Here is a 26,025-nt window from a genome sequence, read left to right on the forward strand (position 1 = left end):
CTTTTATTTTTGTTTTTCTTCTTTGTAGTCACAAGTCTCATTACTACATACTACTTGTTTACCACCGCCACGAACTTTCTTTTCTACTAAATAGTGCTCACATTTTGGACAAGAACGGCCAACAGGTTTATCCCAGCTTGTGAATTCACATTCTGGATATCGATCACAACCATAGAAAAGGCGATTTTTCTTGGTTTTACGTTCAATGATTTGCCCTTTATGACAACTTGGACAAGTTACACCGATTTCTTTCACAATGGCTTTAGTATTGTGGCATTCTGGGAAATTACTACATGCATAGAATTTTCCATATCGTCCCAATTTAATCACCATTGGGTGGCCGCAAATGTCACAATCAAAGCCAGCAGGCTCATCTTTAATAACGATTTTTTCCATTTCAACTTCGGCTTTTTCAAGTTCAATGGCAAATGGTTTATAAAATTGATCAACAACATCAACCCAACGACGTTGTCCTTCTTCTACTTTATCTAAATCTTTTTCCATTTCGGCTGTAAATTCAGTATTTACAATGTTTGGGAAAAATTCAACAACGAGTTTATTTACAATCTCTCCCAGTTCAGTTGGCTCAAAACGTTTGGCAACTAAGCGTGCATAATACCGTTTCTGGATTGTTTCCAATGTTGGTGCATATGTTGATGGACGTCCCACGCCATTTTCTTCCAGGACTTTTATCAGAGTCGCTTCACTGTAACGTGCAGGAGGTTGAGTAAAATGTTGCTCCGGTTTGAGATTCGCTTTCTTGACCACGTCACCAGCTTCCATATCAGGAAGCATGTTATTTTTCTCTGAGTCATTATAGATAGCTAAATAACCATCAAACTTCACTTGTGAACCATTGGCAATAAAAATTACACCATTTTGCGAAAGATTAACTTTCATTGTGTCAAAGATGGCAGCAGTCATTTGACTTGCAACAAAGCGATTCCAAATTAAAGTGTAGAGCTTTAACTGATCCTTGTCTAGATATTTAGCAATTGATTCTGGTGTATTAAGAACATTGGTTGGTCTGATGGCCTCATGGGCATCTTGTGCTCCTGCTTTATTAGAAACCTTAGAAGAATGTTTACTATACTTAGCACCAAAACGATCTGTAATGAAGTCTGCAGCGACACCTTGCGCTACAGGAGAGATACGTGTTGAGTCCGTACGCATATAAGTAATCAGACCCTGATGGCCTTGTGCACCTAGTGTAAGACCCTCATAGAGCTGTTGAGCCACCATCATGGTTTTCCGTGTACGGAAATTAATTTTATTAGCCGCATCTTGTTGCATTGAGCTTGTGGTGTATGGAAGTGGGGAATTTCTACGACGTTCTTTTTTCTCTACTTTATCAACATCGAAATCTGGACCAGACAACCGAGACATAACTTCCATCACATCATCATTGTTATTTAGTGCACGTTTCTTACCATCAACACCCCAGAAAGCAGCTTTAAACTTTTTAGCTCCTTTTTTAAATTCGCCATCAATTGACCAATATTCTTGAGGGATAAAGGCATTAATTTCATTTTCACGATCAACGATAAGTTTAAGCGCAATCGATTGGACGCGACCAGCTGATAATCCTTTTTTTACTTTTTTCCAAAGGATTGGACTGATTGAATACCCAACTAAGCGGTCTAAAATGCGTCGTGCTTGTTGCGCATCGACCAAATCAACATCAATACTGCGTGGCTCTTTAAATGCATTTTTAACTGCATCTTTAGTAATTTCGTTAAAAACTACTCGATTTTTATCTTCCAAAGGGAGTCCTAAAATATGTGCCAAATGCCAAGCAATGGCTTCTCCTTCTCGGTCCGGGTCACTTGCCAGATAAACAGCTTTTGCAGCTTTGGCTTCTTTTTTAAGAGAATTAATCAGTGGAGCTTTTCCTCGAATATTAATATATTGTGGCTCATAATCATTTTCAATATCTACGGACATGGTTGATTTTTTCAAATCACGTATATGCCCAACAGAAGCAACGACTTTATAGTTTCGTCCTAAGTATTTTTCTATTGTTTTTGCTTTAGCAGGTGACTCAACAATTACGAGATTTTTGCCTTTAACAATTTTTGTTTTCTTTTTACTCGCAGTTTTTTTACTGCTTATTTTCTTTTTTGTAGTTGTTTGTTTTTCACTTGCTTTCGCCATATATTTACCTATTTTTTCAAAATTCAATAGTCTAATAATATAGGCTTTTAGGACAGATGTCAAGTAATAAAACCAAAAGTGTTTTTCTTATAGGAGAATTAAACATTTATTAAAAGATAAAAAATACTCTCAATCGTTGCTATTACGTATTCTATATAAGTTCATAAAGTTTCAATTTTTATAAAAAATTAAGGAAGAAAATTACTTTAATCTAAATAAAATTCATCTAAAATATCTTGACCGTGTGTGACAAGCTTAGCAGCTCCCTGTTGAATCAATTGATTACAGCCTGAGGCATTTCGATTCAAAATATCTCCAGGTACAGCGAATACCTCTCTATTCCCTTCTAATGCATATCGACTTGTAATGAGACTTCCACTACGTTGTTTTGCTTCAACAACGACAATCCCACGTGAAAGACCAGCAATGATTCTATTCCTCTCTGGGAAATGAAACTTGAGCGGTTGCTCTCCTGCAAGGTACTCTGATAAAACTAATTCGTGTGTTGCTAAATATTCTTGTAATTTACGATTTTCTTTTGGATAAGAAATATCTAAACCATTACCTATAACAGCAATAGTTGGAGTTTTTTGCTTTACAGCTGCTACATGGCTAGAAGTGTCAACACCGCGTGCCAATCCGCTCACAATAACAAAGTTTTGTTTTAGTTCCTCAATAAGCTTATGCGTAATTTTGGTTGCTTCTTTGGAGCTTTCACGGCTACCTACAAATCCAAGTTTAGGTAGATTAAGTATTTTTAGATTTCCTTGGTAAAAAAGGAGTGCCGGTGGATTATATATTTCTTTTAACCACTCTGGATAAATATCATCTAAAATGGAGAACGAAGGGAAGAGCTTATATAGCTTTCGTAGCCGTTTAACATCCTGACTTTTATAATTCTCAATAAAATTTGGGATAGCTTTAATTTCTGCAATCCGCGCTAACTGGCGTAGAGTGAGTTTTGCTTCATGCCCCCTCTGATAATCAATCAGTTTCAAGATCCCTAAATTAGACATTCCTGCTTTTTTCAAACGTAATATTTCAAAGTTTTTAATCATGCAGCCTCCATTTTTGGTGTTATTCATTAATTAATACGCAAAAAATAGAAGCTGTTCACATAAAAAACTGCATTTCTGCAGTTTTTTTATTCCGCTTGTTCAATATCTTTTTTGAGTTGATCAAGATTAAATTTGGCTTGGAGGAAATTTTGAGATTTTGTCGGGAAATTTTGCTCTAAGGCATCCACTTGACCGACCTCTACTTGCCCGGAAAATCCAGAGAAACCTAAAATATGACCGCCAAAATCGCATGAATCAGCAAGAAAATGCAGATGATAACCAGCGACACTCACACCATGAAACATTTCTGGTGTCCAAAAGCCTACAATAGTTCCTTTGACGTGTTTTTCTTTATACTCAGGTTGATTTTCCGCTACTTTAGCAAAAGGCTCTCCTTCCGCTGCACCTGGAGCCATACGCACGTGCATCATTTCAAAATTCCCAGTCATTTTGATTGTGTAGAAAGTATTTTCACTGTTAAACACATTTTCAATTTTTTCGAAGAGTTCTTCACTGGCAATTTTTTCTTCTTGTTGGAAAGAAAGTGTCGCTTCGTGATGAGCTACGGCAGCGTATGGAACAGTTTCATCGTCTTCTACTTGACGTACTTTTTTGTCCCCAGTCGCAATATAAGCTTTGCCATCTAGGACGATAAGCTCACCATTAATACCAGACAAGGTCCCGATACCAAAGTCACCTTTCTCCAAGAGTTCTCCAATTGTTAGAGTTCCTTCGTAAAGTCCTGACATCAAAGCTGCAAGGGTGTTGTGTTGAAATAACTTCATTTTTCTTTCCTTTCGAAATTTTGGATTATTTAATACTCTAATTTTATCATATTATCATTGCCACAATGAATATACGGATTATTTTTTATATCTTCTTCTAAAAAAGACTAAGCAATTCGCTTAGTCTTTAATGAATAACTTATTAGTCTTCAAACCATTTATCAACTTGTTCTTTGTGAGATTTGATCCATGTTGCTGCTGCTTGTTCTGGTGTTTTACCATTTTGAACATCAAGCATCACAGATTCCATATCTTTTTGAGACCAGTTAAACTTGTCTAATACTTTATAAGCTTCAGGATTATCTTCTTTAAGTCCTTTACGTACAATAGTATTGATGTCTTCAGCTTTACCCATTGAGTTTTTAGGATCTTCTAAATATTTCAAATCATACTTATTAAACATCCAGTGAGGTGACCAGCCAGTGATGACGATATCTTTATGTTGCTTGATAGCTTCACCAAGGGCAACAGTCATCGCACCTGAAGACGATGGTACTAAGTTCCAATCTTTCAAGTTATCATAATCTTTCAGAGCTGTCTCTGTTGCGGCCATAACACCAGCACCAGGTTCAATACCGATGATTGATTTATCTGCTTGATCTTTCAGGTCTTCGATAGAATTTGCTTTCATGTAGCTTGGTACGACAAGACCAACTTTAGCTCCTTTAAGGTTAGGGCCAAGCAATTCAACGGACTTGCTGAATTTTTTCCATTGTGTTTCATGGGTGTTTGGGAGCCAAGCAGAAACCATACCATCCGCTTGGCCATTTGCTACAGTTTGCCAAGCAACTGTATTATCTAAAGCTGTCTTCTTAACGTCAAATCCATGTTGCTCCATAGCTTGACTTAATACGTTAATAGATGCAACTTCTGAGTCCCAGTTCATATATACAAGCTCAACATTTTTATCTGCTGCTGTTTTCTTAAGTGTAACACCAGAAATACCACCAATGATAAGAACGATAAGGGCTACTAGCGCTCCTCTTTTCTTCCATTTTTTAAGTTGCGGATTTCCTTGCTTTTCAGTTGGGGCAACATTAAGCTTTTGAGTGAAACGATCAATGATAATAGCTAAAATAACTAAAGCAATACCGTTTACAAAACCTTTACCGATATCCGCAGATTGAACAGCCGCTAAGACACCACGTCCAAGACCAGGTGCACCGATCATTGAAGCAATAACGACCATCGAAAGGGCCAACATAATAGTTTGGTTAACACCTGCTAAAATTGTTCCTTTCGCTAAAGGGAACTCTAACTTAAAGAGCTTTTGTCTTGGCGTTGAACCAAAAGAATCTGCTGCTTCGACCAATTCAGTTGAAACTTGACGGATACCCAAGTTCGTCATACGAACTGTTGGTGGTAAGGCAAAGATAACTGACGCAAATACACCAGGGACCACTCCGATACCAAAGAAGGCAACGGCTGGAATCAAATAAACGAAACCTGGCATAGTTTGCATAAAGTCCAATATTGGCTGCACAATCTTAGCAACAAGTTCGGACTTGGCCATCCATATACCTAAAGGAATACCGATAATAATAGAAACTAAACTAGAGAGCAAGACCAATGTTACTGTGTTCATTAAGTCTGTCCATAAGCCTTGATTGGCAATAAGAACTAAACCTAAGAATGTAAAGATAGGAAAGGCAACTTTACGTCCTGAAACTAAAACTGCCAAAAACGTAACAACAATAATCATTAACCAAAATGGAACAGCTGTAAGTCCTGCAGTTACGGTATCCATAATTGCTGTACCAGCTTTTTGAATAATATCAAACCCAGCACTTAGATTACTTGTAATCCAATCTGTTGCAGTCGAAACCCAATCTGCTAAGGGTATCTTACCTATTGCTAACTCAATCATTATTTACCTCCTCATCGTCTACATCTGCTAAAGCTTCAAGTACTCGTCCGCGGATAAGAATACCCTTAAGGAATCCTTCATCGTCTACCACGGCAACAGGTGTTGGAGAGTCGTATATGATAGGTAAGATATCACTTACTAATGTTTCTTTACCAACTTGTCCAACATCTGTCATGAGAACATCGCGAAGAGATTTATTCTCTTGTTTTGCTTGAACTGCTGCTTCACTGGTAATAACACCGTAAAATTGACGCTTTTTATCGACAGCCATTAAAGAACTTACTTCTTCTGTCTTCATCTTTTTAAGTGCAACACTTGGACCATCAATGTCAATGTTAGTTGTTAAGGCAGGAATCATAATGTTCTCCGCCGTGATAACTTTTGCACGATCGACATCTTCCACGAAGGTTTTAACGTAATCATTAGCAGGATTAGTAAGGATTTCTTCACCTGTACCAATCTGCATGATTTTACCATCTTTCATAATGGCAATGCGGTCACCGATACGTAATGCTTCATTCAAGTCATGCGAGATGAAAATAATTGTTTTTTGGAATTTTGCTTGAAGTTCCAAAAGTTCATCTTGCATCTCACGACGAATCAAGGGGTCTAAAGCTGAGAAAGCTTCATCCATCAGAAGGATTTCTGGGTCATTGGCTAAAGCGCGTGCTAAGCCGACACGTTGTTGCATCCCCCCAGAGAGTTGGTTCGGGTATTGATTTTTAAAATCAAGTAGATTAGCGTTGTCTAGAGCTTTTTCGGCACGCTTACGACGTTCCTCTTTTGGTACATTTTGTACTTCCAAACCATATTCTGTATTTTCAAGAATCGTTCTATGTGGGAAGAGACCAAAATTTTGGAAAACCATGCTCATCGTTTTACGACGAACTTTTAACAAATCTTCTTTATTCAATGTAGCAACATCTTCACCGTCAATGAAAATCTTACCACTTGTTGGCTCAATCAAACGATTAAGCAAACGTAATAGTGTTGACTTCCCAGAACCAGAAAGCCCCATAATGACGAAAATTTCGCCTTCATTTACTTCAAAGTTGGCATCATAAACACCGACGCTCGCACCTGTTTTTCTTAAAATTTCGTTTTTCGAATCACCCTGCTCGACCATTGCCAAAGCAGTTTTTACACGTTTACCAAATATTTTGGTTAAGTGCTCAATTTTAATTTTTACTGGCAAAATATTCTCCTTTACTCTTAATAATTAAATACATTTCATTATTTAATGTTCATCAAAGTGACCATTCCATAATAACAAGGTATTGTCACTTTGTCAAATAAGTAAACTTACAAATATCTTAAATTGCCTAAATATGAAAAAATCCTCCTATAGTGACAGTTCCTATTGCATGTCTCTATAGAAAGATATTTCCCAATGTCAAAACTAGTTTTTATAAAAGAAATTTTGAATAATTTGTAAAGAATCCGCACCACCAACAAAATACAAGGTATCATATTGGTTCAATGTTGCATATGGACCCGGTGAAATAATTAATTCGTCATTCTGTAAGATAGCAATGACAGTGGCACCTGTATTTTGCCACAGGTTCATTTCCCCAATAGTTTTACCTAAGTTTTCTGACGGCTCATTGAGTTCAAGTTCAATTGGAGTCATCGGATTGGATTTTTGAAAGTGTGCGGTTTGCCCAACGAGTTTATCTAAAGTCGATGAAAAATTGGCAAGTTCTTTCTGCTGACGTGCAACACTTTTCAAAATATCGGCTTGTAAATCCTGAATTGATTTAACTTCTTGATGTTGAGTCAAAAACTCTTGAGCTTTTTGACGTGAAGCAATAACAACGCCACTTCCATGAATGGAATCTACAATCCCTAGATCGCTAAGAATGCTTACTGCTTTTCGTGCTGTTTCGGGAGAAACACCAAAAGTTGTTGCTAAGGTTGATCTTGCATAAATTTTTTGACCAATTTTTAGTTCGTTGCGCACAATATTTTCAGCAATTAAGATAGCAATTTGCTGATATTTCGGTTGTCTAACCTCTTTCACTTTTTCCTCCTTATTTATTTACTCGTATACTATCATCATATAAAAATGCATTATGCTTTCTATTTTAATGTAAAAATACAAAAAAAGATAGTAAAATTATTTTTAAAGTGTAAAATTTCGAATATATCCTAGTTTATATTTTATCGACTTGTATGATAAATATGTTTCGTATAAGTAATCTATGATATAATAGTCGCAAAAGTTTAAAAATAGAAAGTGATAATATGAACTGGATTTTTCGATTGATTAAAGGAATGATTATTGCTCTTGGCTTCATTCTTCCTGGTGTTTCTGGCGGGGTTCTTGCAGCCATTTTAGGGATTTATGAACGTATGCTCCATTTCTTGGCTCATATTCGTCAGGATTTCAAGAAGAATTTTCTTTTCTTCCTTCCTGTTGGTATTGGTGGGATTTTAGGATTAGTTCTTCTTAGTCGACCTCTTGAGTGGGTGTTAGCCCATTATCAGATAATTGTGTTATGGGGATTTGCAGGTGCTATCTTAGGGACTCTTCCTTCTCTCTTTAAAGAAAGCACACGTCAAAAAGCTCGTGATAAAAGTGATACCTTTACTTTAATTCTCACATTTGTGTTGTCGACATTTATTCTATACATGTTGCCAGCTATTGCAGGGACCGTTCCGGCAAACTTCTTTGGTTTCTTCCTTGCAGGTATTTTAATTGCCTTAGGTGTTTTGGTACCTGGACTTAGCCCCTCAAATCTACTTTTGATTCTTGGACTTTTCTCTCCGATGCTCGAAGGTTTTAAAAACCGTGACATTTTCGGTGTGTTTCTTCCTATTGCTATTGGTGGATTATTTGCTCTGGTAAGTTTTTCAAAATTAATGGAGAAACTTCTTATTAATTTCCATTCTAAAGTTTACAACTTTATCATTGGTTTAGTACTCTCAAGCACATTGCTGATTGTAGTGCCTACCCAAAGTGCTGAAGCCATCAATTATGCTGGCGCAACTCTCTCAACCTTCTTTATGAGTGCTCTTCTCTTTGTAGTCGGGCTTGTCTTAGGTCTCTGGATGAGTAAGTTAGAAGAAAAATATAAATAAAGATTAATCTCAAAATAAAAAGACTGGATATCAAACCAGTCTTTTTTATCTTAGTCTGTTTCAATTAAACCGATATTCTTATCGGCACGTCGGTAAACAACACTCGTACGATTAGTATAGGCATCCAAGAAAACATAAAAATCATGGCCAAGCATATCCATCTGAAGTACTGCCTCTTCCGCATCCATCGGTTTAAGATCAACACGTTTCGTACGGACGATTTTCACAGTATCTTCTTCAATCTCATCAGTAGCATCTAAAGGAGCAAATTCGTCACCAAATGCTAAGCCAGTTGGGACATTTATTTTTGATTTGCGATTTACCCGCGTTTTATATTTACGAATTTGACGTTCTAACTTTTCTTCCACTAAATCAATAGCTGCAAGTACATCTAGAGCAGTATTTTCAGCTCTTAAAGTTACATTTTTAGCTGGCACAGTTACTTCAACCTTGTTACGCTTATCGGAATAAGACTTAATATTCACGTAGGCTGTGACTTCATGTCCATCATTAAAGTATTTATTTAATTTACCAATTTTATCTTCGATATATGAACGAATTGCATCTGTAATTTCCACATTTTCAGCACGAATACTAAATTTAATCATAAGGTTGTTCCCTTGGCATTTCAAAGAAATGCTCTTTCTTTTATTTATTTCTTATTTAATTTTAATATAAAAATAAATATGGGTCAACTAATATCCGAGATTTGCTAGAATTAAAACTCTTGTGCTGCAGTTTCTACTTTACCAAGGAATTCAGCCAAAAATTCTTCAGCTTTTTCAGGTTGGTAAGCATGGCCTTCAACACTAAGTGAAGAGAAGTCTGTACCAATGAATTCAAAGATAGTCTTCATATATTGGCTACCTGTATCTTGACCATTATACATACCACCGCTTGCTTGCAAGTGCATAACTTTCTTATCTGTTGCCAAACCTTTTGGTCCTTCTGCTGTGTAACGGAAAGTTTTACCAGCAACATTGACTGTATCAATCCATTTTTTAAGGCTAGCAGGAATCATAAGGTTCCACAATGGGCTCGCAATGACTACCTTATCTGCTGAAAGGAATTGTTCTGTAAAGGCACCAAAACGTGCAACTTTATCTTGTTGTGATTCAGACAAGGCAGTGAAGTCTACACCATTTTGCATTGCAATAAAGGCAGAAGCCATGTCTTGATCAATTTCAGGAATATCGGCAGAGAAAACATCGAGTACTTCTACTTCATCATCTGCATTTGCAGTCTTATAGGCTGATACAAAAGTATCCAAGCCTTTAATTGAGAAGCTGTCTTCAGCTGTCAAGGGATGTCCTTTTACAACAAGTAATTTAGTCATTAATAAATCCTCCAAGATTTTGTTTAATTTACATTTGTAAACAATTTTTACTTTAATATTATAGCAAAAACATTTTAAGAATACTACAATTTTAGTACGTGAAACTTAGCACAAACTTAAAGAATAATAAAACCACCTCGAAATGTTTCAAGATGGTTTTATTTTTAATGACGAATGAGATAATCAAAAGCACCTAGAGAAGCTGTGGCACCACTTCCCATAGCAATTACAATCTGTTTATAAGCTGAATCTGTACAATCCCCTGCAGCAAATACACCAGGTACACTTGTAGCCCCTTGTTTATCAACGACAATTTCGCCTCGTGAGTTACGTTCTACTACTCCCTCCAGCCATTCTGTGTTAGGCACAAGACCAATAAGGATAAAGACACCTGATAATTCGAGATTTACTTCTTTTTGAGTATCACGTTCGACATAATCTAGACTTTCAACTTTATCTGTACCATGAATCGCTTTTGTTTCTACATTGGTCAGAACGGTAACATTATCTAATGAATAAAGTTTTTCTTGTAAAACTTTATCCGCTTTAAGCTCTGGTAAAAACTCTAAAACAGTCACATGTTCAACTACACCAGCTAAATCAATAGCTGCTTCAATCCCCGAGTTTCCTCCCCCAACTACGGCAATTTTTTGACCTGCAAAGATAGGTCCATCACAATGCGGACAATAAGCAATTCCTTTATTTTTGAATTCTTCCTCGCCCGGAATTCCGAGTGAACGCCAACGTGCTCCTGTTGATAATACAATGGTTTTAGACTGTAGGACAGCACCATTTTCCAGAGTCACTTCAAGCAGGTCTTTTTTCTCTAATTTTACTGCTTTTTGTGTTTTCATAATATCAGCTGGATAGGCTTTGACATGTTCTTCCAGTTGGGCAGCCAACTTAGGTCCTTCAGTATAAGGAGTCCCAATCAAGTTTTCAATACCTAGAGTTTCTAATGGCTGACCACCAAATTTTTCTGCTAAAATACCTGTGCGTATGCCCTTGCGTGCTGCATAAATAGCCGCACTCGCACCTGCTGGACCACCGCCAACAACAAGAACATCATAAGGATCTTTGTCGTCAAATTCTTCACTTCCAGCTTGGCCCACGAGTTTATTTAATATTTCTTCAAGACTCATGCGTCCACTTGAAAATTCCTCACCGTTAGCAAAAACTGTTGGCACAGCCATCACACCACGAGATTTGACTTCGTCTTGGAACATGCCGCCTTCAATCATCGTATGCGTGATATTTTCATTAAGCACACTCATGATATTCAAGGCTTGGACAACATCTGGACAGTTATGACAAGTCAAACTTACATAAGTTTCAAAATGATAAGGTTTATCAATGGCTTGAATACGTTTTTTGAGGTCATCTTCAATCTTTGGTGCGCGACCACTTACTTGTAAAAGAGCCAAAACAAGCGAGTTAAATTCATGACCTAGAGGAATACCAGCAAAAGCAATACCCCTCATTTCTCCCTTACGAACGACAGAAAAGCCAGGAGCTTTGACTAACTTAGCTTCTTCAACACTTATACGTGGTGACATTTCAGCAATTTCATTGACAAATTCGCGAACTTTTTTACCATTGACATCTTCAGGATCTGCTTTGACACGTAATGCGATATCATTTTCTAAAAGTTCTAAATATTGTTTGAGTTGCGCTTTAAGATTCTCTTCTAACATTTTATCTTTCCATTCTTTTTAGCTTAAAAAGGCGAGTAATCTACTTCGCCTTATTAAATTAAATTTTACCGACTAAGTCCAAACCTGGTGTCAAAGTTTCTGCATCTTCTTTCCATTTGGCAGGGCAGACTTCACCTGGATTCTTACGAATGTATTGTGCTGCACGCACTTTATCTACTAATTGGCTTGCATCACGGCCGATACCGTCTGCAGTGATTTCGACAGCTTGCACAACACCATCTGGGTCGATGATAAATGAACCACGTTGTGATAAACCAGATTCTTCATCCAATACATCAAAAATACGAGAAATCTTTTGTGATGGATCAGCAAGCATTGGATATTCTACTTTACCAATAGCTTCACTGTGTTCGTGCCAAGCTGCATGAACAAAATGTGTATCTGTAGAACATGAATAAACTTCTACGCCCAAATCTTTAAGAATACTATATTGTTCTTGTAAATCTTCCAATTCTGTTGGACAAACAAAAGAGAAGTCTGCAGGGTAAAATACGATGACATTCCATTTTCCTTTAAGATCATCTGAGTTTACTGTCAAGAACTTGCCATTTTGATAAGCTTCTGTGACGAAAGGTGCAACTTCTTTTCCGATTAATGACATGATTATTATCTCCAATTTTTCTAATATTTTTTGTACTTCTTAAATAATTATCACAAAATGAATAAGGTTAGTCAAAAGATATGTTCAAGTTTTTAGGGAAAATAAAGCGCTTAACACTTCTGAATTATTACATTTTGAGTGATAATTCTATATACTATTGTTTAGATATACGAAACACTCATCACGAAAATGTTTATCAAATAACAAATCACTCGCTTTTAAAAATTATCTATTAAAAACAAAAAAGCCCAGGTGGGCTTCTTTATTTTACAGTAAAAGCGGATGTCTTATCCAACATAAAAGGACGTAAATAAGCTGTTGCACTACTTGTTGGAAGTATCTCGTCGCGAAGTGTGATGCCTAATTCATTTTGAATATAAGCTCTTCTCTCTTGCACGCGCCCCCAAATGTCAGGATACGCTTCTTTTATCTCTTGTCTTAGCTGTGCATCCGCCAAGAAAATGCCACTTTCACAACTTACACCACCGTATCCAGAAACAGATGGAATAATATCAATCTGGAACAGCATACCACTCTCGATACTTTCTGTTGACTGCGGGTAGACTGGCGAGCTCATCCATTCTTCATCCGCGGAGAGATGACCAGGATTTAAAGTCCAACCGTATTTTTCTTGTGGCAAAACTTCTTCTATTTTGTTATACAGCTCTTGGCCTTGCATACCTATCTTGATTGCTTCCAACCACGTTTTAACGGCATTGAAGTAAGGTTGTGCGACAGCCGAGAGATAATCTTTCTCTTCATCTGGCAACTCCGAAGCCTGACTCACCGCATAGCCTCCTCGGCTTTGGAGGCCTCCTTTATACCCTGTCGTTAAGGAAAGCTTGTCTCCCTTTTTAATGACTTTATCGCTTGGATAAATATTGGCCTTTACAAAACGTTCACCAGTTGCCATTATTGTAACGACATTATGTGCTTGTCCAAGGTCTGATAATTCTCTTGCAACTTCCATTTCACTTTTTCCAAGCTCTATCTGATTCATCGCTTGTAACATGCAGCGTCCTGCCAAAGCAGCACCGAATTCATAATGAGCAAATTCGTTTGCATTATTTGTTGTGCGAACACCATTTTCTCCGATAAACAAACGTGTAGCATTTTCTAGCTTAGCTTCAGGACATAAGCTTTGGACAGCATGAACTAAGAAATGAGGTACATCGAAAAGCTGATAATTATTCTCTTTTGCGCTGGTAAAGTTTTTCCACCCCACTAAACCAATCTTTTGAGTATTCTCTAGGTCACATTTGCTTAAGATTTCTTCAACTGTTTCTTGAGTATTCATAGGCTGATTAGGTAGAGAAAGATGTGGCATATGTACAGCTTCTGCTTTTAACCTTGCCTTATCTGCTTTATTTAGGTTTTCATTACCTAAAACAAGATAAGCTTTACCATCCTTATGAAGTACAAGCAAGGCTTCTTCAAAACGCGGGAGAAAACCTGTAAGATACTCAAAGTTACTACCATGTTCTAGGTCCGCATAGATAATTAAGCAATCAAAATTATCTTGGTTCATTTTATCAAGCAGTTTTTGCTTCCTTTGTTCCATTGTTTCGTCAGACAGTACAACTGGTTTTAAGTTTGCTTCAAGCGCTGGTGGTTGAATTTTTGTGAGTTGAATCATCTTTACTCCTTTTGTCAAAATAAGAACTGCCGCTTCAGCAATTCTTATTTCTTACTTTATATTCTTTTAATTTTTTAACTCTTGGGCGACGGCTTTCAAGCGTGAAAATTGAGCAGGTTCGGATAAAGAAACCGTCATTTCCCAAGCTTTGCTCCCTTCCTCAACTGCTAAAGTCAGGAAAAAGCGCTGAAAATACGACAAGCGCTCTGACTGTCGAAGATAATCAATATCGTCTTGAGTCAAAAAAGTTTGATCACGCTGGATAGCTTTATTCAAATAGCGGAGCCAGAGCCTCGCATTTCCTCTTGATTTTTGAGCCGCAGCTTCAAAATATTCTTTCCAATTCATTTATAATAGCCTCAAAAGTTCGGGATTTTCTTTTAAATAATTTTTTAATGCTTCTTGACCATAAGCAAGACCGTAAGCTTCTAAAACAACCGCAGGATCTGAAGTTCCTTCTGAATAATTGTTGAGTAAATCAAGGAGTGTATCTGGACGCTCAATGTTTAACTTCTTCATAATCTGGGCAATATCAGGAATATCCTTAGCTCTGCCCACTTGAATCTTGTCAATCAATACTGACTGTAAGGAAGACAGATAGACTTCGAGATGAGTTGCTTCAAAAATTAAAACTTTATCCTCATCAGAAAGTGACATAATACGTCCGATAGAATGGCTTAGCCAGGGTTCGTTAGCAGTTCCGACATGAAATTCTTGCCCAATCTCCGCAATAATTTCCTCAACTTTAGCAGTAGACTCATAGAAAGCATCAATATCTTCGGTAGCCTTTAGTCCATGATATTCCAAAACAAAACCACCAACACACTGTAAGCTTAAATGGATGTTATTTTCTGCTAATTTTTCATTCAAACGTATAAACAACTTATTATAATTCATAAATTATATACTTTCTTTTGAAATATCTCTTCTTGATTATAGCATACCACACCCTATAAAAAAAGAGTTTTTCCTCTCTTTTACATAATAAAAAACACCTCTTGGTGTTTTAATTGTTAATTTTTTCAAAGGCATTATTCAGGTCGGCCAATAAATCATGGATATCTTCGATGCCTGCAGATAGGCGAATCAGGCCATCCTTAATACCAGCTTCTTCACGAATCTTTTTCGGTATTGAAGCATGGGTCATCACTGCAGGTACTTCAATCAGACTTTCCACACCGCCGAGTGATTCAGCTAAAGTAAAGTATTCTAAAGCTTCGACAAAGTCTTTGACCTTATGTTCATCCTTCAGTTCAAAAGAGAGCATTCCTCCAAAGCCAGACATTTGTTGTGAAGCAATCTCATGTCCTGGATCTTGCGGGAGACCTGGGTAATATACTTTGCTTACTTCCTCTGATGCATCAAGGAACTCTGCAATTTTTTGAGCATTTTTGGCATGAGCTTCCATACGAAGTGCTAAAGTTTTGATCCCTCTTTGAACTAGCCAACTGTCTTGAGGACCTAAAACACCACCAATTGAATTTTGCATGAAGGCGATACGCTCAGCTAATTCTTCTTTATCTGTGGTGACAAGTCCTGAAACTACATCCGAATGTCCACCAAGATACTTCGTACCCGAATGCAAGACAATATCTGCCCCCAAACTTAATGGACGTTGGAAGTAAGGGGTTGCAAAAGTATTATCAACGATTGTCAGTAGATTATTTTCCTTAGCAATATCTGCAAGTTTTTGGATATCTAAGACAGTCATCAAGGGGTTAGAAGGTGTTTCAAAATAAATTGCCTTGGTTGATGCTTTAAGCTTATCTTTTAAAGCATCAATATCTGTTAAATCTACCAAGTCATATTCCAAACCAAAATTAGACATGACTTTATCCATGAGGCGGAAAGTTCCCCCATAAACATCATTACCTAGAATCAAGTGGTCCCCTGATTTAAAAATAGAAAGAACGGCATGAATGCCAGCCAAACCTGAACCAAAAGCAAAGCCTTGGACACCACCCTCTAAGTCGGCAATAAGTGTCTCTAAGGCATGACGTGTTGGGTTCCCCGATCTTGAATATTCATAAGCTTTGGGTTGACCCAGACCATCTTGCTTATATGTCGACACTTGATAGATAGGAACAGAAACAGCCCCTGTGGTAGCATCTTCACTGATACCTCCGTGAATCATCTTCGTTTTTAATTTCATCTCACTCATACTTCACCTCTTTTTAATTGTTTATTTATTATAATGCAGATTATCTTTTGTTGACTTTGGGTAATCCTATATCCGACTTTTAATTTTTTTATGTTAAGAGAAAAACCCTTAAACAAGGGCTTTTTTCTTATAGTTTCACTTCATTTGCCGGAGCAAAAAGATCATTTAAAGCTTCACTCATGGTTGGATGAGTGTAGATATGATCTCTTAACATCGTGTAAGGTATTTTTGCTTTCATGGCAAGCGATAAAATATTTATCACTTCATGTGATTCTTCAGCATAAAGAGTTGCACCTAATATTTCTTGTGTTTCTGGGTCTACTAATGCTTTAAGTAGCCCTTTACTTTGTCCCAGTACTGCAGATTTTGGAATAGATGTAGCTTCTAAACGGAACAATCGATATTTGGTACCTTGAGCTTGAGCTATTGTTTCTGTTAAGCCTATATTAGACAGAGTTGGTGTGATAAAAACACTACTTGCTAACTCACCTCGATTACTTAATGTCCGAGATTTGTCGCCATAAAGTTGACTTTCAATGATACGAAAATCATCCAATGACGTATAAGTAAATTGTGGTCCACCATGTACATCACCCAAAGCCCAAATATTTGGAGCAGAGGTTTCAAGCTTTTCATTCACTAAGATATGTCCTGCCTCGCCAACCTTAATTGACGTATTTTCTAAGCCCAATCCAGATGTATTAGGCTTACGCCCTGTAGCAAGAAGAATCTTATTCCCCTGTACCTCTTCTGCTTGACCATCTTTTGTAATATTGAGGATACTTGCTTCATCACGATCAAAAACACCATTTATTTCATAGCCGAGCTTGAAGACAGCACCAGCGTCTTCTAAATCTTGCTTCACGCGCTGCGCAACATCTCTATCTTGACGCGGCAAAAATATATCGTGTGAGTCAATAATCGTTACCTTTGATCCATAAGACAGAAACATGGCTGCAAATTCAAGTCCGATATAGCCAGAACCCACAATCAGAAGGTGTTCAGGTTTTTCTTGTAAGTCCATCAACCCTGTCGAGGTCACAAGATTTTTACTCTCCGACATACCAAGGATTGAGGGCAAAATAGCACGCGCACCCGTATTGATAAAGATACGTTCAGCTTGAACAAGCATTATGGGCTTTCCTTCTTCGGATATTTCGACCTCATGGTCTGAAAGAAATCTCGCCTTCCCGTCAATTACAGTTGCATTTGGTTCATCTGCAATCATATGGTAATTCTTTTTATTCAGCTTTTCGACTAGGCTGAATTTTTGAAGGACTGCCTCGGTGAAAGCTTCACCTTTTTGGCCATTTACAATTAACGACTTAGACGGAATACAGCCAATATTAATACAAGTTCCCCCGTACATCCGCGTAGATTGTTCTACGATTGCTACTGATTCCCCTTTATTGGCAAGGGACTTAGCCAAGGTTTTCCCTGCTTTACCAAAGCCAATAATCAGATTCTTAAATGTCCTTCTTTCCATACTAAAGCTTGCCTCTATAGTCTACGATGAGAAGATTGTGGCTCAAATATTCTCCGTCGGTTTTCAATGCAATGAGATTGTAGCTACCTTCCACTTTTGCATGTAAATCTTGGGCACTCCAGAACATTTCCCCCCATTTTTTGAAATAAACAGGGCCAAATTCTGAATCCATATGTGCATCAAAAGCCTCTGGCAACTTGCCTTTGTCAATAGCAAGGATACGGTAACGTGAGATACCGCCCGCACATGCATCAATGGCTTCATTTTTTTCACTCAACTCATGGTCAAAATCCAATACAAAATCTGCATTATCAAATTTCGCTAATTTTTCGCTTACTGTTTTGTCAAATATAATTTTCATGCTTGTTTCCTCCTATGGTTTAAGCAAGTGCCTTAATTTCTTTTCCTAATTGATCCAAGCTGTTTTCAAAAACTGACCAGTCTTGTGTAAGTTTTAATAGTAAGAGACTCCCCTGTATTGTTGAGATGATATGCTGAGCTTGAGTTTTGGACTGCTCTGCTGTCCCACCTGTAATTTCCATAATCCGGGCTTGAATCAAAGCTGTCCAAGTTTCCATGAGCTGACCTAACAACGCACGAAAATCTTTATCTCCACTCGCACCAAGTTCAACGACAAGATTTCCTACTGCACAACCGTAATGTTGCGTTTCATCCTCATGCACCTGAATTTCCCAGTTCAACATTGCAAGCAAAGCTTGTTTGGGATCCTCCATCTGACGCAATAAGGGATCAAAACATTGTGTTTCCCAATCATTACTATGAGATTGAATCACTTCTAAGCAGATTTCTTTTTTAGACAAAAAATAATGATAAAGTTGTCCTTTTCCAGTACCCGAGTCCTCGAGAATATCTCGGATAGAAGTCGAGGCATATCCCCTCTGACAAAAAAGTTTTTTACTGCTTTCAATGATTTTTTCTCTTGCTTTTGACACTTTACACGCTCCAATCATTTTACCTACCGCTTGGTACAATATTAATATACCAAATTAAGAACTCTTTACCAAATAATTGAACTGAAAATGTTGTATTTTTAACAAATATAGCTTCGTGTATGTTTGAGTAATGGTCTCTTTCCAAGTATATCAGAAGTACTCTACTTATTATTAATAACTCGTAACTCATACAATAAATACAGATAGTTAGACTATTTTAGTATAATAATATTTAATAATTACAGTAAGGTGATAAAAATGCAAGAAATGTCAGATACTGACCTCAATTACTTATTTAATCTTCTTGAGGAAAAAAACATACCAATAATCCATCTTAGAAAACACTCGTATATAATGCATCAAGGAATTGAGTCAGAATACATCTATATATTGAAAAAAGGTGTTGCCAAGCTCAGTAATATACTTAGGGACGGTAGAGAATTTAGTACGTTTTATGTTACAGATACAGATTTTGTATCCCTTCTTGAATCAAAGGATCGTGGAAACATTAATACCTCGGTTTTTTCTGTAAGAGTTGAAACAAGTGATACTTATTTCTATAAAGTTCCTCGTAAAAAATTAGATGAATGGGTTAATGAAGACAACTGTTTGTCTAATATTATTGGCAATTTTTATAAAAGAAGGCTCATACATAATATCGAAGTACACAAAAGGATGTCCGTCAATGGCAAAAAAGGGGCAGTTTATGCTTGTCTGAGTATAATGGTTGACTATTTTGGGATAAAAAAAACAGAAGGTATCCTCATAGATTTCAAATTGACAAATGATGATATTGCTGGTTTCTGTGGTATTTCTACTCGAAATAGTGTCAATCGTATCTTGCATGATTTAAAAGAAGATGGCATTATCAAAATAGTAGATAAAAAAATACTAATTACTAACTTTGAATTTTTAGAAGATTACAACAAGTAATCCAAAAGTATTACATTTCACTTCCTACAGCGCCTATCAGTTTTCTATAGAACTATCTTATGATAGTTTTTATTGTATCCTTATATATTCCAGAAGTTTAAAATGTCAAACTTACATTACCGTAAGCTTAACCTAAATCAATATACGATAAAATATAAGCATAACTTAAAAGGAAAAGAGAAAAACAATGTTACTTGAAGTAAAACACTTAAAGAAAATTTTTAAAACACGCTTCTCTAAAGAAGAAACTACAGCACTTTCTGATATTGATTTTACAGTTGAAGAAGGGGAGTATATTGCAATCATGGGCGAGTCAGGCTCTGGTAAAACAACGCTTCTTAATATACTTTCCACATTAGAAAAGCCCACATCAGGTCAAGTTTTGTTAAATGGCGAGGATATTACAGCAATTAAAGATCAAAAAGTCTCTGCTTTTAGACGTGAACACCTAGGTTTTGTATTCCAAGATTTCAACTTACTGGATACACTTAGTGTCCGTGATAATATTTACTTACCCTTGGTTCTTTCAAAATTCAAACCTAAGATTATGAAGAAACGTTTAGAAGCATTAGCTCCTAAATTAAACATCGAAAATTTTCTAGACAAACAGCCTTTTGAACTTTCAGGAGGTCAAAAGCAACGTGTAGCTGTAACACGTGCACTTATTAGTCAACCTGATCTTGTACTTGCTGACGAGCCAACCGCAGCTTTAGACTTTAAAAACTCTGAGGATTTACTCGACCTTTTCGAAGAAATCAATGCAGAGGGACAAACGATAATCATGGTTACACATTCAAGTTTAGCTGCGAGTCACGCTAAACGTGTCCTTTTTATAAAAGATGGTGTGCTTTATCATCAGTTGTATCGTGGGGATAAGTCTTCTACTTCTTTTGCAAAAGAAATTACATTATCTATGAGCTCTTTCCTTGGAAGCCAAACAGCTGAGGAGGAACCAAATGCTTAGTCTGAAAATTGCTACAAATAACATGAAAAGGGGAATTAAAAGTTTCGCACCATTTTTGATGGCTTCCATCACTATGTTTGTTCTGGTTTTCGTTACAGCATCAATCGGTTTTTCGCCCTCTATCGATAAATTACGAGGAGGCGAAGCAGTTTCTATGTTAATGAAGTTTGCCTTGGTTATTTTAGCTGTCTTCTCCCTCATGATACTCATCTATAGTTACCGTTTCTTACAACTGCAACGCTCAAAAGAATTTGGCCTCTATGACATATTGGGATTTGGAAAAAGAAAAATTGTAAATGTTGCTTTCCTTGAATTATTTATAAGCTACTTATTGACATTAATTATCGGAACACTTCTTGGTATTGCTTTTTCTAAATTTCTCTTTCTTATTTTTGTTAACCTCATTGGAGGAAACTATTTTGACTTACAAATTAATTTTAATGCGATTCTCCTCGTTGCCTTTATTTATTTGATTTTCTTCTTCATATTGATGTTGATTGGGGCATTTATAATTTGGAAATCATCTAGTCTTGATTTACTGCGTGAGGCTTCTAAAGGCGAAAAAGAGCCAAAATCTAATTTATTTTTAGCTGCTTTAGCTCTTATTTTACTTGCTTCAGGTTATTTCCTTGCTCTTACAGTTGAAGATCCTGTATCTGCAATTACACGTTTCTTTATTGCTGTGCTTCTCGTTATTTTTGGTACCTACTTCTTCTATATAAGCTTTACCGTCTGGTACCTCAAACGTAAGAAAAAACGTCCAAGCTATTATAAACCAAGTAACTTCATCACTACAAGTTCAATGCTTTACCGGATGAAGGCAAATGCTGCTGGCCTAGCAAATATTACCATTCTTTTATCAATGACCGTCGTGACTATTGTCGTTAGTTTGGGGATTTTCTTTGGATCTGAGAAGATGGTGAAAGATGCAATGCCTAAGGATGCGATGATAAGTTCTACCCTTCCAGATTCTAAACAAACTTTAACAGAAATAGCACAAAAAGCTGCAGACGCTTCACATACGGAAGTCTCAGATTTATCGGAAATTTATATCGCCCAAAATATTGGCTTACATCTCCAAAATACTCATGATACACTGGTTGCTTCCGATATCCAAACTGCAGATAAAGATGACTATACACTTGTGACAATGGTAACTAGAGAGAGTTTAGTATCCTCAGGTAATGCTAATTTGCCTTCGCTTTCTAATAATCAAATTATGATTAAAGATACATCTAATAAGCCCGATCCCGAAAGCAAAAATCTAATCCAATTAGATTGGTATGGTAATAAATATGATATTAAAAAAGATATAGAGGATATTAAAAATTTACCTGGGGGTGTCTCTTTCCAAAAATCTCTTCTTATAGTCTTTCCAAATAAACAAGAAATGAATAAGGTTATTAAATCTTTTAATACGAGAGAAAACGATCTAAATTATCAGCAAGCTCCTATCTCGCTTGCGCTTTTCAATATAGATAAATCAACAGAAAATGCCTTCTCTCAAAGTTTTAAAGAAATAACCTCAGATTCGTCTGATCAAACACTTACATTCCGCAGTGAAGCTCTGGCAGATCAACATGCACAAATTGGTGGATTTGTCTTCATTGGCTTTGTTCTTGGAATTAGTTTTATCCTAGGTGCTGCCTTGATTATTTATTACAAACAGCTCTCCGAAGGCGCGCAAGATAAACGCTCCTTTAAGATCTTACAAGAAGTTGGACTTTCTAAAGCTGAAGTACAAAAAACAATTCAATCCCAAGTAAGAATGATTTTCTTCCTTCCCCTCCTCATTGCGGTTCTTCACTTTGCTGGCGCTTACCGTATGATTGCTAATATTCTCAATGCCTTTGGAGCCAATGACTTCAAACTTGTTCTTACGATTAGTTTATTAACTCTTATAGGATGTGTTTTAGCCTATTATCTTATTTATAAAATTACAAGTAAGGTTTATTATCATATTGTCGAAAGATAATTTAAAATAAAAGAACTAAGATTATTTATTCCTAGTTCTTTTATTTTGCTTTATAGTAGTGTTATTATATGAATTACCATGAGTTAGATAAACTTATAAATTATATGTCACTAGGTCATTCTATTTTCTCTCTTTTGAACAGCTATTGGATAGCTGTTTTCTTTTTAAGAAAGCTCATCACTAATGCGCAAACAGCACCAAATAGCGCAACAACAACTCCAATCAAGAAAATGATTCGATAAGCTTCTAAGGGATTATTGACGTGTTTATCAATAATTGTTCCATTCATTGAATAGGCCCAAAAAACTGGAGCGTATGCTAAGAAAGAACCGATGCTCATTGCTGAACCAGAATATTTCTCATTAATCGGGACTTCTGCAACAGGAGCCAATATGATCCCTTTTGACAAAAAGATAAAAAATGAAAAAAGGAAGAGCACTGCAATAGATACAAAAACAGCAGATTTATTATGCGGTAAAATGAGTGTTACACCAAGACAGACAGCCGAAAGAAAGAGTGAAACAGCCATCATTAATGATGAAGACTTAAAAAGTTTTTCTGCTAAAATTCCTGCTGTAATACCTCCAATAATCCCCATAATTCCTGTGTTAAAAATACCAAATAAAGCTGTTTGACCGGAAGATAAGCCAAATACTGCATGAAGATAAGGAACAGTATAAATAAGTATAATATAGCTCCAATAAACGGCCATGGCCGCCATAGCTGCCAACCAAACCTGCGGTTTCAAAGCAACGTGTATAAGACCTTTTAATGCATCAGCAGACTTGTTTGTTTCCGAAGTTTCCTCAGTAGAAATCCCATTTTTAGGGACATATTTAATAATGAGAAAAACAAGTGGAATAATCAAAAGATTATAAAACAACATAAACCCTTTGAAAACAACTATTCCGCTAATGAGAGCCATCATACCAACAACGAGAAGATTCATAATAACTTCTTGCGCACGACGTAAGGATTCTAACAAGCCAAAACCAACGGATTGGTTCTTTCCTTTAGTCATTATTACAACACCATTAAGAACTGCTGGCCAGAAAAAAGCGTCCACAATGCCCCAAATGGTTGCAATGACTTTTAGTCCAGCAAATGCGGGATTAAAAATAACGATATAATTAATCGTTAAAAACCGGATAAGAAGTCCAGTAACAAGGATTGACTTTGTTGAAAAACGATTATTAACCCAACCTGCAGGTATATAGAGAAAAACCGATATTCCTATAAGACTGAAAATAATCCCAAGTTGAGCATTAGTCAACCCTAATACTTTCAACAGAAGATCATAAAAAGTTCCTTTAAAGGCTTCAAAGGACGAGTATATCACTTGTCCGGCTGTAGCAACTGAAAAGAATCCGATCGCTGTTTTCGTATCACTAAATCCTAGCTTACTGAGTATTTTTTGCATGAGAACCCCTTTTCTTAAACTTTTTCGGAAAATGTGTGTGCGCAGTTAGTAAAGATTCCATCCACGCCCCAGTTAAATAATTCTTGTGCTCGTTCTGAATTATCAACTGTCCAAACATTTAACTCATGCCCACGTTTTTTGACTTGCTCAACTTTTTCTTTTGTTAGTCCATCATCTTCCATATGGATAGCTGAGGCACCACAACAATCAGCAAGTAATTGCCAATCAGGATTAAAAGTATAATCTTCGAATAAAAGTGCATATTTGTAAGTGGGTGCTTTTTCATGAACTTTGCTCAGCAATATAGGATTAAAACTAGAGATTAATATTTCCACTTCAGGATCAATATCCTCTAGATAATTGGTAAATTTTGCCACTAAAATATCTAAGAGTTTAAAACCATTTTCTCCTGAAATGCCCTTCAGTTCCAAATTGACGTTCATTTTCGTACGATTGATGAATGAAACGAGGTCATCCATGGTCGGCAATTTTTCTTGTGCGTATTTTTTTCCAAACCAAGATCCAGCATCAGCTGTTTCAATATATCGATAAGGCAAAGAAGAAATTTCACCTGTCAAATTCGTAGTACGGTCGAGCAGATCATCGTGACAAATAACGAGCTCCCCATCTTCTGTGATTGCGATGTCAGTTTCAAACCACTTAATGCCAAATTCTGGCATCATTTCAAAACCTGCCATCGTATTTTCTGGCGCCAATTTTGGTAAACCGCGATGGGCATATATATTCTGTTTCATTGGATCTCCTAAATATTTTTTTTGCTTTCAGAGTACTTCTGTTTTCTCTCATAATGAGGCATAACTCTTTTTGAAAACGCTTCAATTATATCATTCTTTTCTTTTCAAAACAATATTTTTCACAAACTCCCCGATAAGAAATAGACAAAAACACCACTATAGCACACTTTTGTCTACTCAATCGTTAATTTTAATTTGTGAATTCACAAACTTATTTCCTTCTCTCTAATGGGAAAAGCAACTGGGAATTCAGCGTAATATCGCTCAGAAAGTATTTAATTGTGAAGAGTAGTGCAATGTAAGTCCCTCTTCCAACGTTAACACCAATCACTTCTGATAGATTAAAAGGAAGTCTGATTTTCAAGAGTTTACAGACAGCAGCCCTAAACATGCTTAGGACTACTTCTAAGAATAATAATGTTAAAAATGCTTATAATTTGTTATACTAAACATATATTGGATGTTAAAATTATATTGGAGAAATTATGAAAAAGACTTTAATCTTATCTACAGCATTAATAAGTATTTTTGCGCTGAGCGGATGTTCAGACACAACAAAAAAACAAGTTCAAAGTGAAAATAGTCAAGATTCAAGTATCACGAAACCTTCAAAAAGTTCAGAAGAGTCTCGTTCATCAAGCACTAGCGAAAGTACTGTTTCTTCCACAGATGCACCTAAAGAAGAAACGGCTCAAACTACGTCTTCTTCTTTTACAGGTTACAATGCTGAACAAATTGAATATGCGCGTGTAACCGAAGCGATAGTTCATTATTATAAAGGGAATTATCAGCCTGTATCTATTGAAGTTACTAAAAATGGACAAAATCATCAGGTATTCCCTTTTAAAGGTTCTGTAGTTATTCCTCAAGAAACCGTCACTTTATCCTTTAGCAAAGATAATACAATGGCTGGGACAACAATTGTTACCTATAGTTCTAACCATGACGGTTCGATAAATTTTTATAAAGATCCTAATCATTACCAAGATGAAAGATACCTTAAGGATCCTGTCTGGGTCAAGTCAGAATCTCAAAAATTACTAGACAGCATGCAGACATTAGAAATTCCTGTTTCATTTGACCGTGAAGCTGCTCAAATCATTTCCAAAATTCAAATAAAATAAAAAATGCATTTTTGTTTGTAT

Annotated in this window: 24 protein-coding genes; 5 read left to right on the plus strand and 19 right to left on the minus strand. The window is 36.5% G+C overall.

The annotated features are described in order from the left end of the window. Window positions 1-3: 3 nt before the first annotated feature. The 6 genes from topA to VNN39_RS08410 all read right to left on the minus strand — a co-directional run bounded on the left by topA (window position 4) and on the right by VNN39_RS08410 (window position 7,884). Window positions 4-2,154, minus strand: a complete 2,151-nt coding sequence (topA, locus tag VNN39_RS08385) for a type I DNA topoisomerase (RefSeq protein WP_165711717.1) — start codon at window positions 2,152-2,154, stop codon at window positions 4-6. Between the two features lie 206 nt (window positions 2,155-2,360). Further along, window positions 2,361-3,212 carry a DNA-processing protein DprA gene (gene dprA / locus VNN39_RS08390; RefSeq protein WP_338997400.1) on the minus strand — a complete coding sequence of 284 codons (852 nt, stop codon included), beginning with the start codon at window positions 3,210-3,212 and terminating at the stop codon, window positions 2,361-2,363. 86 nt (window positions 3,213-3,298) lie between these two features. Beyond that, on the minus strand, window positions 3,299-3,997 hold the full coding sequence (budA, locus tag VNN39_RS08395; protein WP_096368259.1) for an acetolactate decarboxylase: 699 nt from the start codon (window positions 3,995-3,997) through the stop codon (window positions 3,299-3,301). Window positions 3,998-4,139: 142 nt separating this feature from the next. Next, a complete protein-coding gene (locus tag VNN39_RS08400) occupies window positions 4,140-5,864 on the minus strand; it encodes an ABC transporter permease/substrate binding protein (RefSeq protein WP_165713809.1) in 1,725 nt (574 codons plus the stop codon). Further along, the gene (locus VNN39_RS08405) at window positions 5,857-7,059 is read right to left on the minus strand and encodes a glycine betaine/L-proline ABC transporter ATP-binding protein (RefSeq protein ID WP_338997401.1); all 1,203 of its coding nucleotides are present in this window, start codon (window positions 7,057-7,059) and stop codon (window positions 5,857-5,859) included. The genes VNN39_RS08400 and VNN39_RS08405 overlap by 8 nt, the downstream gene beginning before the upstream one ends. A gap of 204 nt (window positions 7,060-7,263) precedes the next feature. After that, window positions 7,264-7,884 carry a GntR family transcriptional regulator gene (locus VNN39_RS08410; RefSeq protein WP_019291676.1) on the minus strand — a complete coding sequence of 207 codons (621 nt, stop codon included), beginning with the start codon at window positions 7,882-7,884 and terminating at the stop codon, window positions 7,264-7,266. 224 nt (window positions 7,885-8,108) lie between these two features. Here VNN39_RS08410 and VNN39_RS08415 point away from each other — a divergent pair, with 224 nt between their 5' ends. Continuing rightward, window positions 8,109-8,945 (plus strand): DUF368 domain-containing protein, encoded by an 837-nt coding sequence (locus VNN39_RS08415; protein WP_165711714.1) that lies wholly within the window; start codon window positions 8,109-8,111, stop codon window positions 8,943-8,945. A gap of 50 nt (window positions 8,946-8,995) precedes the next feature. On the opposite strand, the gene hpf is transcribed toward VNN39_RS08415, so the two are convergent. From hpf to VNN39_RS08470, 11 genes are all read right to left on the minus strand, one after another. Further along, window positions 8,996-9,553, minus strand: a complete 558-nt coding sequence (gene hpf, locus VNN39_RS08420) for a ribosome hibernation-promoting factor, HPF/YfiA family (protein ID WP_017370396.1) — start codon at window positions 9,551-9,553, stop codon at window positions 8,996-8,998. A gap of 110 nt (window positions 9,554-9,663) precedes the next feature. Further along, a complete protein-coding gene (locus tag VNN39_RS08425) occupies window positions 9,664-10,281 on the minus strand; it encodes an FMN-dependent NADH-azoreductase (protein WP_017370397.1) in 618 nt (205 codons plus the stop codon). A gap of 164 nt (window positions 10,282-10,445) precedes the next feature. Continuing rightward, a complete protein-coding gene (ahpF, locus tag VNN39_RS08430; protein WP_279363200.1) occupies window positions 10,446-11,975 on the minus strand; it encodes an alkyl hydroperoxide reductase subunit F in 1,530 nt (509 codons plus the stop codon). Window positions 11,976-12,033: 58 nt separating this feature from the next. After that, window positions 12,034-12,597, minus strand: a complete 564-nt coding sequence (ahpC, locus tag VNN39_RS08435; RefSeq protein ID WP_017370399.1) for an alkyl hydroperoxide reductase subunit C — start codon at window positions 12,595-12,597, stop codon at window positions 12,034-12,036. A 262-nt stretch (window positions 12,598-12,859) separates the two neighbouring features. Next, window positions 12,860-14,233 carry a M24 family metallopeptidase gene (locus VNN39_RS08440; RefSeq protein ID WP_165713812.1) on the minus strand — a complete coding sequence of 458 codons (1,374 nt, stop codon included), beginning with the start codon at window positions 14,231-14,233 and terminating at the stop codon, window positions 12,860-12,862. Between the two features lie 66 nt (window positions 14,234-14,299). Next, entirely contained in the window at window positions 14,300-14,581 is a 282-nt protein-coding gene (locus tag VNN39_RS08445) for a hypothetical protein (RefSeq protein ID WP_165711711.1), read from the minus strand. Further along, a complete protein-coding gene (locus VNN39_RS08450) occupies window positions 14,582-15,130 on the minus strand; it encodes a DUF6036 family nucleotidyltransferase (protein ID WP_096368266.1) in 549 nt (182 codons plus the stop codon). It lies immediately after the preceding gene. Window positions 15,131-15,239: 109 nt separating this feature from the next. Further along, window positions 15,240-16,394: a cystathionine gamma-synthase gene (locus tag VNN39_RS08455; RefSeq protein WP_338997407.1), complete on the minus strand. Its 1,155-nt coding sequence runs from the start codon at window positions 16,392-16,394 to the stop codon at window positions 15,240-15,242. Window positions 16,395-16,521: 127 nt separating this feature from the next. Next, complete coding sequence (locus VNN39_RS08460) at window positions 16,522-17,880, minus strand: FAD-dependent oxidoreductase (protein ID WP_338997409.1); 1,359 nt, start codon at window positions 17,878-17,880, stop codon at window positions 16,522-16,524. A 1-nt stretch (window position 17,881) separates the two neighbouring features. Beyond that, entirely contained in the window at window positions 17,882-18,241 is a 360-nt protein-coding gene (locus VNN39_RS08465; RefSeq protein WP_017369821.1) for an iron-sulfur cluster biosynthesis family protein, read from the minus strand. A gap of 19 nt (window positions 18,242-18,260) precedes the next feature. Continuing rightward, window positions 18,261-18,833, minus strand: coding sequence for a TetR/AcrR family transcriptional regulator (locus VNN39_RS08470; RefSeq protein ID WP_096368269.1), 573 nt, complete (start codon window positions 18,831-18,833; stop codon window positions 18,261-18,263). A gap of 267 nt (window positions 18,834-19,100) precedes the next feature. Between VNN39_RS08470 and VNN39_RS08475 the strand changes: the two genes are divergently transcribed. The 3 genes from VNN39_RS08475 to VNN39_RS08485 all read left to right on the plus strand — a co-directional run bounded on the left by VNN39_RS08475 (window position 19,101) and on the right by VNN39_RS08485 (window position 22,705). Then, a complete protein-coding gene (locus VNN39_RS08475) occupies window positions 19,101-19,766 on the plus strand; it encodes a Crp/Fnr family transcriptional regulator (RefSeq protein WP_422393575.1) in 666 nt (221 codons plus the stop codon). Between the two features lie 187 nt (window positions 19,767-19,953). After that, window positions 19,954-20,730 (plus strand): ABC transporter ATP-binding protein, encoded by a 777-nt coding sequence (locus VNN39_RS08480; protein WP_017369824.1) that lies wholly within the window; start codon window positions 19,954-19,956, stop codon window positions 20,728-20,730. Next, complete coding sequence (locus VNN39_RS08485; protein WP_338997415.1) at window positions 20,723-22,705, plus strand: FtsX-like permease family protein; 1,983 nt, start codon at window positions 20,723-20,725, stop codon at window positions 22,703-22,705. The genes VNN39_RS08480 and VNN39_RS08485 overlap by 8 nt, the downstream gene beginning before the upstream one ends. Before the next feature lie 142 nt (window positions 22,706-22,847). Here VNN39_RS08485 and VNN39_RS08490 read toward each other — a convergent pair whose 3' ends face one another. Beyond that, window positions 22,848-24,125: an MFS transporter gene (locus tag VNN39_RS08490; RefSeq protein WP_338997417.1), complete on the minus strand. Its 1,278-nt coding sequence runs from the start codon at window positions 24,123-24,125 to the stop codon at window positions 22,848-22,850. A 14-nt stretch (window positions 24,126-24,139) separates the two neighbouring features. Continuing rightward, window positions 24,140-24,880, minus strand: a complete 741-nt coding sequence (locus VNN39_RS08495) for a glycerophosphodiester phosphodiesterase family protein (protein WP_017369827.1) — start codon at window positions 24,878-24,880, stop codon at window positions 24,140-24,142. Window positions 24,881-25,365: 485 nt separating this feature from the next. On the opposite strand from VNN39_RS08495, the gene VNN39_RS08500 reads away from it, so the two are divergent. Continuing rightward, a complete protein-coding gene (locus VNN39_RS08500) occupies window positions 25,366-26,004 on the plus strand; it encodes a hypothetical protein (RefSeq protein ID WP_185767503.1) in 639 nt (212 codons plus the stop codon). Window positions 26,005-26,025 lie beyond the last annotated feature (21 nt).

Source organism: Lactococcus formosensis, from assembly GCF_037892375.1.
In the GTDB taxonomy this organism is placed as follows: Bacteria; Bacillota; Bacilli; order Lactobacillales; family Streptococcaceae; genus Lactococcus; species Lactococcus formosensis.